Source organism: Plantibacter flavus, from assembly GCF_002024505.1.
Classification (GTDB): Bacteria; Actinomycetota; Actinomycetes; order Actinomycetales; family Microbacteriaceae; genus Plantibacter; species Plantibacter flavus_A.
Map to the genome: position 1 here is coordinate 371245 of NZ_CP019402.1, position 12352 is coordinate 383596.

Below are 12352 nucleotides of genomic sequence, written 5' to 3' on the forward strand. Positions count from 1 at the left end.
CGACGAAGGTCGTGTTCTCTGCCACGGCCCAGTAGCGGCCCGTCCATACCGTCACCGCATGCTCGTCTCGAGGAGGTCGACGAAGGTCGTCTCCTCCGCAGCCACCCCGAAGGCCTCCGCGCGGAGCAGGGTCTTGCGCGCCCACGCCTGGTGCGGCTTCATCTCGTTCATCTTGTTCCGGTACGGAGAGGCGTTGGCGCCGCCGCCCACGTCGCCGACGACCGAGAGGGCGTCGACGTACTCCTCGTGGCTCACGACCGACATCGCGTGGACGACCGGCACATGGCTCGGGTGGATGACCGTCTTGCCGAGCAAACCGTTCGCCTGGTCGAGCGCGATCTCGCGGATGAGGCCGTCGAGTCCTTTGAGGAGGAGCTTCTGACGCAGCTGCGCCTCGTTCGCGTCCTGGAACGGCGTCATGCGCAGCTGCGGGCGCATGAGCCGCTCCGCGTTGTGGAAGTGCTCCCAGACCGTGCCGGTGATGACGAAGTCGTCGCCCGGTCGACCGAAGACGTTGACGACGTCGGCGATGACCGAGGAGACGAGTTTCACGTCGTACACGGTGAGGTCGCGGGAGCGCCGGAGCGAGAAGGCGCTCGAGAGGTCGGTGGCGCCGATCCGGACCGCCAGGACGTCCTCGCGGTGGGCCTTGGTGACGTCGACGATCCCGGAGAGGGTGTCGTCGCGGGTCTCGCGGTGGATCATCCGCGGCGACTCGAGGATCGGCATGACCCGGAGCCGACGCGCGCCGTTCGACCCGTCCTGCCCGTAGTCGCGCTGCACGCGACCGAGTGCTTCGAAGAAGCGGTCCGCCACCCCGTCGCTGTTCTCGTACTTGGGGATGACGAAGCCGCTCAGGAGGTCGAGTCCCGGACCGAGGAGCCCGGCGACCCGCTCGAGCTGCTCGGGCGTGCGGACGCGGATGAAGAGCAGCGGCAGCACCGGGCGCTTGGACCCTGAGCTCTTGGCGGCGAGCTGCTGCATGGCCTCCGCGACGTTCGTCTCGGCGAACTCGACCGCGTCGTCGGGGACCGAGTCCTCGAGGCACAGCACCATGCTCAGGCAGCCGTGCTTCGCCTGCTTCACGACGTCCTTCGCGAGCGTCGGGCGCGTGCCCGGGCTGTAGAGGGTGGCGCCGAGTGCCGCCGCCACGTGTTCCGGTGGGGAGTCGATGCTGATGGGGCTCGGGAGCTTGTGGAACAACCGCGACGCGCGCTTGTCGTCGACGTAACTGAAGTGGCGCATGGTCATCGTCTCCGGGGTTCGCGGGCGACGACGTACGGCGTCGGCTCGAAGCCGAACTGCTGCAAGAGCGTCTGGAGGGGGATCTCGGCGGGAAGGGGTTCGAGGCGGAGTTCGAGTCTCGACCCGATGCGCAGCAGCGAGACGACCGGCGGTGCGGCGGTGTCGTCAGCGGCGGCGAAGCTTTCGCCGTCGAAGAGCTGCACCGTCAGTGGGTGACCGGCTGTGCCGACGAACAACGCCCGCCGGATGAGGTGCACGTGCCGGAGCGCGAGGATCGCGTCGCCGCCGTCGAAGCCGAGCAGCGGCCGGTTGCCGGGCGTCGTCACCGGCGTGCCGTCGATGCCGTCGGCGGTCGCGACCCCCGTCACGAGTTCGACGGTCTCCCACACGATCGCCGTCGCTCCGCCGACGATGAGGCTGCCGATCGCCGACTGACGAGGGTCGAGCCGGACCAGCGGGGTCTCGTCGTCGAGGACGCGGATCTCCTCGGCCGTCGGGGCGGGGAAGGGCTGTGGGGTCGTCGGAGCTGCGGCGGGCGTGGTGGCCGGGCGTGCCGACGGCGCAGCGGGAGCGGTCGACGAGGATCCGCCGAGCGAGAGTCCCGTCGACGGTGCAGACGCTGCCGATGCCACCGGGGCAGGGGGTGCGGCGGCGGACGTGGACGGCCCACCGAGCGTGAGTCCGGTCGACGGTGCTGCCGATGCGGCCGGCGCTGCAGGAGGAGGTGCCGCCGGGGCGCTCGCCACGGGTTCCTCCTGCGCGACCGGCGCGGGCCTCGGCTTCACCCGACGACGGAGGTAGTCGATGTCCCGTCGCACCGGGGAGGTGTTGAGCGGCACGGCTCAGAGGTCGATTCTGAAGTCGCGTGCCACGCCCGCGAGACCGCCGGCGTACCCCTGTCCGAGGGCGCGGAACTTCCAGTCCGAGCGGTGCCGGTACAGCTCCGCCAGGAGCAGCGCCTGGCTGCTGCGGACCTCGGCGATCGGCACGTCGAAGCGCACGAGCTCCCGACCGTCGGGCGTTGCGACGCGGACGAACGCCGAGCGCACGGGCGAGAAGTCGCCGGGGCCGCGGACGTCGGGGTCGATGTAGAGCAGGAAGGCGATCTTCGACACGGCGTCCGGCACGCGCGACAGCTCGACGTCGATCTCCTCATCGTCGGCCTCGGACGAGAAGGTGACCGCGCCGTCCTGGCTCTCGACCTGGTTGAAGAACACGAGGTGGTCGTCGGACAGCGCCTTGCCGTCGTCGCCGCACATGATCGCCAGCGGCACGGGTTCGCTCTGCGGCCCACGGCTCGCGATGACGTCCCAGCCGAACCCGATGAGCACCGCGTCGAGACCGGGGTTCTCTGCGGTGAGCGCGGCGTTCGCGCCCGCGATCAGTGACGCCATCAGTGCGCACCCAGCACGAGACCGGCGTCGGGCTCCTGGAACTTGTCGGAGAGGAACCGACCGTGCGTCGAGAGTTCGGCGATCGCGCCGATGCGGATCTGGTTGAGGAGGTCGCGGATGGTCTCCTCGATGAGCTCCAGCTGACGGGCGAAGACGATCGTGCTGCGGGAGTCGTCGGTGCGGTCCGCGGCCGGCAGCGCGAGGAAGGAACGCAGCGGGCTCGGGAGGTAGTCCGTCACCATCGCGGCGAGGAGCACGCGCTGTTCGGTCGACGCACCCTGGTCGGCGATCGTCGCGACGACGAGGCGCAACTGGTCGTCGATCTGTCGGAGCTGCGAGGTGATCAGCGTGGGGAGGTCGCGCCCCACGGAGCGCACCGAGTCGCGGAGTTCGTCGAGGTGGCGAGCGGTCTGCTCGTCCTCCGTCTCACCGACGGGCGCCGGCGTGGCGTCGACGACGCCGAGCGGCTCGGCCCCGCCGGTCCGCAGTGCGTTCAGCAGTCGTCCGAATGCCATCCCTCGTCCCCTTCGTCCTCAGCGACCCGTGCGCCCGGTCACCCGAGCGTGAGGCTACCGCAGTTCGCGCTGCTCGGCCTGACGGCTGCGCTCGAGGTACGGCTTCGCCTTCTCGAGGCCCGACTCGAGCGCGTTGACGGTGCCCTCCATGTTCTTGGCGGCTTCGGCGCGGAAGGTGTCGATCGCGTCCATGGTCTGGAAGACGTTGTCGAACGCGCGCTGCAGGGTCTCGACGCTGACGCCCGAGGTGGACGCCTGCTGGTGGATGCGCGTCGTCTGGTCCTTCAGCATCTCGCTGGTCTGCAGGATCATGTTGTTCGTCGTGGTGTTGATCGCGTCGATCTGGTCGAGCACCATCTTCTGGTTCGCGAGGGCCTGCGCGACGACGACGGCGGTCCGAAGAGCGGCGATCGTCGTGGTGCGCGCGCGGTCGACACCCTTGATGAGCTCGAGGTTGTTCTTGCGGATGAGGTCCATCGCCAGGTAGCCCTGCACCGAGACGGCGAGCTGCGTGAGGATGTCCTGATGGCGCTGACGGACGGGGAAGAGGACGTCGGCCTCGAGCTTCTGCGCCTCTTCGATGCGCCCGGCGGAGCGGGCTTCGTCGATCTTGGCGACGCACGCGGCGTCGAGCGCCTTGGCGAAGACGGCGTACTCGCTGAGCGCCTGCATGGTCTCCCAGAGCTGGACCTTCTCGCCCGCGAGCGAGGCGTTGTCCTTCAGGAGTTCGTCCTGTCCGGCCATGAGCGACTTGATGATCTTGTCGAGCTGGGTCTGCGCGGACTCGTACTTCTGGAAGTACTTGGCGAGCTTGTTGCCGCCTGGGATGAACCCGAGGATCTTGCGGCCGACGCCGAGGTCCGCCTGGTTGGGCGTGAGGTCCTCGACGGTGCTGCGGAGGTCGCCGAGCGTGGTCGCGACCTTGATCTGCGCGCTGTCACCCGAACGCTTCGCCCCGGCGACCGAGGTCGACGAGCGGTCGAGCATGCGCGAGGAGTACCCGCTCGACTGCACCATCTCCTTGCCGCCGATCTGGGAGATGCCCTCGATCTTCTGCGTGAACTCGGGGGAGCGCGGGTCGAGCGTCGCGACCTCGGACACGAACGAGCGTGCCTGCTGCTGGATCTCCGTCTGGCGCTCCGCCGGGACCGGGACCATGCCCGGCGCCTCTTCGGCCTGCACGACGTCCGGTGCGTCCGGAGCGTGCAGCACGAGGGAGGCTGCGGCCTGTTCGTTGGCGTCTGGCGGAGTGAGTGGCGTGCTCATGCGGTCGACCTTGCTCTCGTGTGTGGCTTGCTCGTGGTGGAGGCGTCGGTGCTCAGCCGAGCGGGACGCCGAAGTCGCCGGCGATGCCGGCGAGACCGGTGGTGTAGCCCTGGCCGACGGCCTTGAACTTCCACTCGGATCCGTTGCGGTAGAGCTCCGAGAACAGCATGGCGGTCTCGGGAGCGGCGTCCTCGCTGAGGTCGAAGCGGACGATCTCGGTGCCGTCCTGGTCGACGATGCGGCAGTACGCGCCGCGGACCTGGCCGAAGTTCTGGCGACGCTCGTCGGCCTTGTCGATCGACACGGCGATGACCACGCGCTCGACGTCGGCGCCGACCGCGTTCAGGTCGACCGAGATCTGCTCGTCGTCGCCCTCGCCGTCGCCGGTGCGGTTGTCACCGAGGTGCTTGACCGAACCGTCCGCCGAGGCGGGCTGGTTGTAGAAGATGAAGTCGGCGGAGGAGCGCACCTTGCCGTTCGCGCCGATCAGCAGCGCCGAGGCGTCGAGGTCGAAGGCCTCACCGCTCGTGGTGCGCGGGTCCCACCCGAGGCCGACCGTCGCGACCGTCAGGCCGGGGCTGGTCTTGGTGAGCGAGAGGTTGTTGCCCTTTTCGAGGGTGAGTCCTGCCATGGTGATCGCTTCTCCTTCGGAACTGCGCTGACGCGCGGGGGACTACTGCGGGTGGTGCTCAGAGGGCCTGGGCGGCCGGACCGAGCAGATCCATGACGGAGCGCCCGTTGGCGCGCTCGCCGATCGCCTTGAAGGTCCAACCGTTGCCCTCGCGCGAGACCTTCGACATGATCATCGCCGTGTGCGGCCCGGAGTCGGTGAGCTGGTAGCGGGCGACCTCGGGCGAGCCGGGGGTCGAGTCGTCGATGATGCGACTGAAGGCGTTCTGCACCGTGTCGAAGGTCTGCCGGCTGTAGCTGCTGATCACGAACACGATCTGCTGGACCGACGGCGCCACCTTCGAGAGGTCGACCAGGATGGTCTCGTCGTCACCGTCGCCCGCGCCGGTGAGGTTGTCGCCGGTGTGGGTGGCCGAGCCGTCCTTGCTCGCGAGCTGCTGGAACCAGATGGTGTCGAGGACCTTGCCGGTGGCGTCGAAGAAGATCGCCGAGGCGTCCAGGTCGATGTCGGGCGCGGAGGCTGCGCGACCGAAGAAGCCGCGCTTCACCGGTGCGACGCCGTCCCAGCCGAGGCCGAGACGGATCCGCGTGAGCGAGCCACCGTCCTGCTTCGTCAGTGAGAGCGACTGGCCCTTTTCCAGACTCAGACCCATGGTTCCGTCTCCTTGATGCTTCATCGTGTAGCTGGTGGTGAGGTGTGGGACGTGCGCCCCGGCCGAAGCCGGGAGCGCACGTCCACGTTATCGGTTCAGCCGGGCGAGCGCCCGGATTCCCGGTCCGTTCAGAGCAGGCCGCGTGAGTCGGAGCCCTTGGCCTGCAGCTCGTGGGCTCGGGCGAGCAGCCGCTGGAGCTCCTCGTCGTCGGCCGCCTTCGCCTGGTGCTTGGGCTTCAGGTTGGCGAAGGACTTCTGGCGCTCGACCATGCGGGTGTAGCTCGTCTCGAGCTCGACCTCGTCCACGTGGTGGCCGACCGGGATGTCCTCGGGGGAGTCCGCGTGGAGCACGATCTTCTTGGCCTGGCTGCGGGCGTCGCTGATGATCGTGTGGGCACGGCCCGCCGGGCTGAGGAGCGACAGCAGGACCGTCACGAGGAGGATGCCGACGATGACCGCGAGCGAGAGGCCCGTCTCGATCTCGAAGACCGGGACGTGCTCACCGCCGTTGATGAACGGCAGCGTGTTCTCGTGCAGTGCGTGCAGGACGAGCTTCACACCGATGAAACCGAGGATCGCCGCCAGGCCGTAGCTGAGGAAGATGAGGCGGTCGAGCAGGCCGTCGATGAGGAAGTAGAGCTGACGGAGGCCGAGGAGCGAGAACGCGGTCGCCGTGAAGACGATGTACGCGTTCTGCGTGAGGCCGAAGATCGCGGGGATCGAGTCGAGCGCGAAGAGCAGGTCGGTGCCGCCGATGGCGACCATGACGAGCAGCATCGGGGTGAGGACCTTCTTGCCGTTCTCGATGGTGACGAGCTTGTCGCCGTCGTAGCGGTCGGTCGTCTTGAAGAGGCGCTTGGCGAGTCGGATGACGAAGTTGTTCGCCTCGTCCTCGTTCTCCTCCTCCGGACGGAGCAGCTTGACGGCGGTGAAGATGAGGAACGCGCCGAAGATGTAGAACAGCCAGGACCACGCGTTGACCGCGGCGGCGCCGAGGAAGATGAACCCGGTGCGGGCGATGAGCGCGAAGACGATGCCGAAGAGCAGCACCTTCTGCTGGTCGGCACGCGGCACGCGGAAGCTCGACATGATGATGAGGAAGACGAAGAGGTTGTCGACCGACAGGGCCTTCTCCGTGATGTAGCCGGCGAAGTACTCGGACCCGAGCGTCCCGCCGCCGAAGATGAGGACGCCGACACCGAAGATGAGGGCGAAACCGACGTAGAGGGCCGACCACTTCGCGGCTTCCGGCAGCGTCGGCTCGTGGGCCTTGCGTACGTGGAAGATGAAGTCGAAGGCGAGGAGGGCCAGGATGCCGACGATCGTCAGCAGCCAGACGTATCCGGGGATTTCCATGGGCTGTATTCTCCGCAGCGCTCGAGGTGGGGGACGGGTGACGTTTAGTTGGTGCCGTCCCACTATATAGTTGGTATGGTCGAACCAACACCCGAACGCAGGTATTCAGGAAGAATTCAGCTATGAGCGATGAGGTCGACCCAGCCGACGCCGGCGCCGTCATCCAGGCGTCGCTCGCGTCCGTGCTCCGGTGGTCCACCCGGGCCGACAACCGGCGTTCCCTCCACGACGCCGAAGGCGCAGCCCTGACCGGCACGGACGCGTGGCTCCTCGAGTACGTGATCACCGCCGGCCCGATCCGCATGTCGACGGTCGCGGGCTGGATGGACGTCGACAAGTCGACCGCGACGGCCGAGGTCCGTCGCCTCGAGGAGGGTGGTCTCGTCGTCCGGGAGACGGATCCGAGCGACCGTCGAGCGGTGCTCGTCAGCGCCACGGAGGAGGGACGCACGGCTCTCGAGCGGCATCGGCAGGCGGCCCAGCAGGTCTACAACACGCTCGTCGGCAAGTGGAGCGAACACGATCGCGTGGAGCTCGCCCGACTCCTCTCGCGGTTCGTCGACGAGTTCTCCTGGGTCAGCGACGCGGTCTCCCGGCACAACGCGAGTCGCTGACCGGACGACCTCACGGGTCCACGCGCACCGGGATCGACCCGGTCCGCTCCGCCCGTGGCCCGTACACCCAGAAGCGATACAGCACGAAGCGGAACGCGGAGCCGAGGGCCAGGCCGACGATGTTCGCCGACACGTTGTCCGCCAACGGTGTCGTCAGGTGCAGTGCGTCGTGGGAGACCCAGAGGCAGCCCAGGGCGATCGCGCCTCCCGCGAGGCTCACAATGCCGAACTCGAGCGCTTCGCGGGCGACGTCCGAGCGCCGATGGGCGCGGAAGGTGAGGAGCCGGTTGCCCACCCAGTTGGCCACGATGGCGAGCGTCGTGGAGACACCCTTCGCCACGAGCAGCCCGGAGGTGCCGGTGTGGAGGAACACGGTGTACGCGAGGAGGTTGAAGACCCCGACGTCGACGAGGAAGCCGACGCCGCCGACGAGGCCGAAGGCGGCGACCTCGCGGACGATCGGGCGCCGGAGCAGCGCGCGCGGTTTCGGGAAGGGCCGGATCACCACTGCATCACGACCTGACCAGCTCGAAGACGATGCTGCGGTTGACGGGGATGCGCTGCTCGACGCGGTAGCCGAGGGCCTCCAGATCCGCCACGTCCGGAGAGGTGCTCGACCCTTCGACGACCCAGACGGTGTCGTGGCCGATGAGCCGGTCGTGGATCTCCGACAGCGGCGCGGCCAGGTCCCAGAGCTCGGGGCGGTCGCGGTAGCTCGTCTCGAGCGCCACATCGTCGAGGCCGGCGAAGGCCTGCGGGTAGAGGTCGATCGCGAGCCGCGACTTGCGAGAGGGCTTCACGGACTGGTCGAAGACGACCGCGTCGCCCGGCGAGGCGTGGGCCTGGACGACCTCCGCGGTCTGCCGGAGGTCGCTGCCGTCGTCCTTCGCGAACGGGCCGCGCTGTTCCACGAGGACCGGGGTCGCGAGCGCCAGCACGAGCGCGACACCGGCCGCGGTCGCCGCCATGCGGTCGACTCGCTTCGGCAGGAGGTCGACGATCGTCCGGAGTCCGAGCGCCATCATGATCGCGACGGCCGGGACGCAGAAGGTGACGTAGCGCAGGTTGTACATCGGCGTCACGAGGGTGTTGCCGATGATGAGCAGCGCCGTCGGTGCGAGGGCCCAGACGGCGATCATCGCCAGTGCGCGACGCTGTCGGGAGGATCGGCGGACCACGAGGACTCCGATGGGAGCGAGCACGATCAGCAGCCACGCGAGCACGGCGAAGGCCGGCGTCTGGAACCACTGGCCGACGAGCACCGATTCCGGCGTCGCGTAGTCCCGTCTGCCCAGGAACGCGATCTGCTCGCGCTGCGCGATGCCCGCGATCACGATCGGAGCGCCGAGGACCAGTGCACCGACGAGGGACCAGCCCCAGGCTCGCATCACCCGCCGCCCGGGGCGCTGGAGCACCATCCAGGTGGCGTGCACGAGGAGGAGCATCGCGAGGTACAGGAACAGGTACATCGAGGCGGCGCTCCCGACGGCGAAGAGGGCCCAGCTGCGGCGTGATGTGGACCGGCGACGCACGAGCGACACGAACCACACCGTCAGCCACACGACCGCGGCCATGCCCAACGCGTAGGAACGTGTTTCGGCGCCCATCCTCGTGACCTGGGGGATCACGGCGAACACGAGGCCCGCCGTGATGCCGATCGCCGGGGTGAAGAGCGCCCTCGCGAGCACGACCGTGCCGGCCGCGGCCAGGCCGACCCCGACCGCACTCGGGAACCGCGTCACGGCCTCGGCGGTACCGAAGGCTCCGGTCCAGACGTGCAGGAACGCGTAGTACAGGCCGTGGACGGCGTCGATGTGGCCGATCATCCCGAACATGACAGGGAGCGGACGTTCGGCGGCGAGGACGCTCGCCGCCTCGTCACCCCAGTACGACGGCGTCCCGATGCCGATGAGCGAGACGAGGGTGGCGAACAGGCCGACCACCCAGGGCACGGCGCGGCCGCCGAGGAGGGTGCGGAGGGCGTCCCACCGACGGCGCGAGGGCGCGGTCGGGACGGTGATCGTCGCAGTCATGGGTTCCCCTCGGACGCGACAACCTGGCGCGTCGTCTCATCGTCCGCCGCTCGGATGAACGCGAGCAGAGAGATTCCTGAGAGGGCGCGGGGGATCCTGCTGGAGCCTGACGGCCGGAGGCGGGCCGTCCCGGTGGGGAGTTGTCCCCATCGCGCGGCGTCGGTGCGCAGGACAGACTGCAGGGGTCCGCCGCCGAAAGGAATCCCGATGCAGCTCTCCAGAGTCGCCGCCCTGATCACGCTCCCTGTCGCAGCCATGCTCGTGCTGGCGGGATGCTCCACGCCGTCGGCCCCCGACGCGAAGCCGACGGAGAAGGCTTCGTCGTCCGCGACGTCGAAGCCGACCTCGACCGGATCGGCCGATGGTGAGGTCACCGAGCCTGGAGCGCAGGTCGGGATCGATGAGCCGATCGTCTACGAGTCGCAGGGCACCGACGGCGTCACCGCGCTCATCAGCGCGAAGCTGACCGAGGTCACCCCCGCGACCGCCGACCAGGTCGCGTTCCTCAAGACGCAGTTCGACGGCGGAGAACTCGACGGCTACGACATCACACTTATCCGCCTCGAGATGACCAAGGTGTCGGGCGACCCGGTGGCGTTCAACAGCGACGCGACCTCCTTCGCACCCGTCGACGCCGATGGTGAGAAGGTCCAGGAGGCCACGCTCATCGGGTGGGACGAGTGCGGATCCGAGTCGTTCACCGAGGAGTTCGATGGCGGCGAGCCGATCACGCAGTGCTACGTCGCGGCGGCTCCCGCCGGTGGCAAGGCTCCGGCCGGCCTCATGTACGACGGCGGTTTCACCGATCCGAACCCCTACGACTCCTTCGACGGCGACCCGATCCTGCTCATCAAGGACTAGCTGTCCTGCGGGCCTGAGTGCCTGCGACAGGCTCAGGGACCGCGTCGTTCTGGGGTCACGTCTCCCGGTCACTGAGCCTGTCGAAGTGCCCACGAGAATCCCGTCGTCGGCGGGGTCAGAACGGCGCGGGGTCCGGTTCCGTTCGGTGGTGTTTCCCGTCGGGTGTCGTCCAGTCGAGCACACCACCTGGCCCGTGGTCGAGGTTCCAACCCGGCAGGTGCTTCATCCGGTGATGATGTCGACACAGGCAGGCGAGGTTTCCGACATCCGTTGTGCCGCCGTCTTCCCACGCGACGGAGTGATCGAGATCGCAGGCTCTGGCGCGTCTGCCGCAGCCTGGCGCCCGACAGGTGCCGTCCCGGAGGCGGACCGCGCGTTGCAGGTCGGCCGGAACGCGGTACTGATTCCGCCCTTCCGAGAGGACCGCACCGGTTTCAGGCTGGACGAGGATCCGGGTGAAGCTCGGTGCGTTCACCGCGATGCGTGCGGCGGTCTCGGGGTCGATTGGCCCGTAGCCGTCCAGGGTTGCCGGGGCGTCCGAGACACCGGCCATGCTGAGCGCCGGGACCGTGATCTGGACGGTGGGGACGATGTGCTCCTGCACTTCGATCGGGTGCGGGAGCATCGGGCTCGACATGACATCTTCCGGCGTGACACCGGTGAGGGCGAGCGCCGCGAGTGCGTCCGCTTGCAGTTGTGCGCAGGTGCGGGTGTCGCCCGCAGCGCGCGAGGCCGCGGCGGCCGCCTCGACGCGCTCGACGATGCCCTGCGCGATCGGCGCCGTGGTGAACAGGTGCACCCACGCCATGCCGTCGGCTGCGGGCTCGAACTCAACCCGGCGGTCTGCCTCGGAGCGGACCGCTCGGGCGGTGATGGACTCGGGGTGGAGGCGCTCGCGCAGGACGCGGGCGCGCCTGCGGAGGTTCGCGTTGGTGGACTCCTCCGCGACTGGCAGGACTTCTGCGAGGAACGCAGCCCGCCCGGCTACCGGGACGTCACAGAGTTGGTCGATGATCGTCTGCGCGTGCCGCGCCGAGATGCGACCGGTTTCGAGGGATTCGAGGACGGCCGGCGCTTCGTTCACCAGGCGCTCGGCGTCGTTGATCGCTCGCTGGACGGTCTGCTCGGGCGTGCGCGTCGCCATCGCGAGGGCTGCACACGTGGAGCGGCGCGAGAGCGCCAGGCGCTCGGCCGGCGGGAACACGGCCGGAACGACCGAGTCGGCGTAGGCGTCCGCGTAGGCCGCTGAGCGGGCGAGGAGGCGGGCCTCTTCAGCGTCCAGGTTGGCGCGACGCCGCTGGATGTCCGCGTACTGGTCCGAGAACTCCGCGAGCTGCGCGGCGTACTCGTCGCCGGCTCGAACTGCGGAGGCGGTGGTCTCGGTCATGGGACAAGTCCAGCATGGACCACTGACATTCCAGATGGTGAGCCGTCCCAGTTGTGGAAGTTGCTCGTGGGCCCTTCGACAGGCTCAGGGACCGGGGAGGGGAGTCAGGGACCGGGGGAGGACAGACGAACGCCGGTGACCCGAGCGGGTCACCGGCGTCCGTGTGATCAGGAGGTCAGTTCTTGAACGCGTCCTTCACGTTCTCACCGGCCTGCTTCACGTCGGACTTGGCCTGGTCGGCCTTGCCCTCCGCGATGAGCTTGTCGTTGTCTGTCGCCTTGCCGACGGCCTCTTTGGCCTTGCCCGCGAGGTCTTCGGCGGCGTTCTTGATCTTGTCTCCTGCGCTCATATGGTGCTCCTCACATGTTCTTCGGGCTGTCGATCCGCACTGATCGAATC

General features: G+C 68.7%; 14 protein-coding genes. 2 read left to right on the forward strand and 12 right to left on the reverse strand.

Annotated elements, in window-relative coordinates:
• Nucleotides 1–51: 51 nt before the first annotated feature.
• The 8 genes from BWO91_RS01720 to BWO91_RS01755 form a co-directional block, all read right to left on the reverse strand.
• Nucleotides 52–1245, reverse strand: a complete 1194-nt coding sequence (locus BWO91_RS01720) for an HpcH/HpaI aldolase/citrate lyase family protein (protein WP_071261351.1) — start codon at nt 1243–1245, stop codon at nt 52–54.
• 2 nt (nt 1246–1247) lie between these two features.
• A complete protein-coding gene (locus tag BWO91_RS01725) occupies nt 1248–2084 on the reverse strand; it encodes a hypothetical protein (RefSeq protein ID WP_079000815.1) in 837 nt (278 codons plus the stop codon).
• A 3-nt stretch (nt 2085–2087) separates the two neighbouring features.
• Nucleotides 2088–2639, reverse strand: coding sequence for a TerD family protein (locus BWO91_RS01730; protein ID WP_064295863.1), 552 nt, complete (start codon nt 2637–2639; stop codon nt 2088–2090).
• Nucleotides 2639–3154: a hypothetical protein gene (locus BWO91_RS01735; RefSeq protein ID WP_064295864.1), complete on the reverse strand. Its 516-nt coding sequence runs from the start codon at nt 3152–3154 to the stop codon at nt 2639–2641. The genes BWO91_RS01730 and BWO91_RS01735 overlap by 1 nt, the downstream gene beginning before the upstream one ends.
• A gap of 54 nt (nt 3155–3208) precedes the next feature.
• Complete coding sequence (locus BWO91_RS01740; protein WP_079000817.1) at nt 3209–4420, reverse strand: toxic anion resistance protein; 1212 nt, start codon at nt 4418–4420, stop codon at nt 3209–3211.
• Nucleotides 4421–4472: 52 nt separating this feature from the next.
• Nucleotides 4473–5051, reverse strand: coding sequence for a TerD family protein (locus BWO91_RS01745; RefSeq protein ID WP_064295866.1), 579 nt, complete (start codon nt 5049–5051; stop codon nt 4473–4475).
• 58 nt (nt 5052–5109) lie between these two features.
• The gene (locus BWO91_RS01750; protein ID WP_064295867.1) at nt 5110–5703 is read right to left on the reverse strand and encodes a TerD family protein; all 594 of its coding nucleotides are present in this window, start codon (nt 5701–5703) and stop codon (nt 5110–5112) included.
• A 128-nt stretch (nt 5704–5831) separates the two neighbouring features.
• On the reverse strand, nt 5832–7058 hold the full coding sequence (locus BWO91_RS01755; RefSeq protein WP_064295868.1) for a TerC family protein: 1227 nt from the start codon (nt 7056–7058) through the stop codon (nt 5832–5834).
• Nucleotides 7059–7180: 122 nt separating this feature from the next.
• Between BWO91_RS01755 and BWO91_RS20395 the strand changes: the two genes are divergently transcribed.
• The gene (locus BWO91_RS20395; RefSeq protein ID WP_064295869.1) at nt 7181–7672 is read left to right on the forward strand and encodes a MarR family winged helix-turn-helix transcriptional regulator; all 492 of its coding nucleotides are present in this window, start codon (nt 7181–7183) and stop codon (nt 7670–7672) included.
• 10 nt (nt 7673–7682) lie between these two features.
• Here BWO91_RS20395 and BWO91_RS01765 read toward each other — a convergent pair whose 3' ends face one another.
• Both BWO91_RS01765 and BWO91_RS20155 read right to left on the reverse strand, forming a co-directional pair.
• Nucleotides 7683–8177 (reverse strand): GtrA family protein, encoded by a 495-nt coding sequence (locus tag BWO91_RS01765; protein WP_240555638.1) that lies wholly within the window; start codon nt 8175–8177, stop codon nt 7683–7685.
• A gap of 7 nt (nt 8178–8184) precedes the next feature.
• Nucleotides 8185–9705 (reverse strand): glycosyltransferase family 39 protein, encoded by a 1521-nt coding sequence (locus BWO91_RS20155; RefSeq protein ID WP_079000821.1) that lies wholly within the window; start codon nt 9703–9705, stop codon nt 8185–8187.
• 207 nt (nt 9706–9912) lie between these two features.
• Between BWO91_RS20155 and BWO91_RS01775 the strand changes: the two genes are divergently transcribed.
• Entirely contained in the window at nt 9913–10566 is a 654-nt protein-coding gene (locus BWO91_RS01775; RefSeq protein ID WP_079000823.1) for a hypothetical protein, read from the forward strand.
• A 115-nt stretch (nt 10567–10681) separates the two neighbouring features.
• On the opposite strand, the gene BWO91_RS01780 is transcribed toward BWO91_RS01775, so the two are convergent.
• Nucleotides 10682–11953: an HNH endonuclease signature motif containing protein gene (locus tag BWO91_RS01780; RefSeq protein WP_079000825.1), complete on the reverse strand. Its 1272-nt coding sequence runs from the start codon at nt 11951–11953 to the stop codon at nt 10682–10684.
• 175 nt (nt 11954–12128) lie between these two features.
• Nucleotides 12129–12302: a CsbD family protein gene (locus tag BWO91_RS01785; protein ID WP_064295874.1), complete on the reverse strand. Its 174-nt coding sequence runs from the start codon at nt 12300–12302 to the stop codon at nt 12129–12131.
• Nucleotides 12303–12352 lie beyond the last annotated feature (50 nt).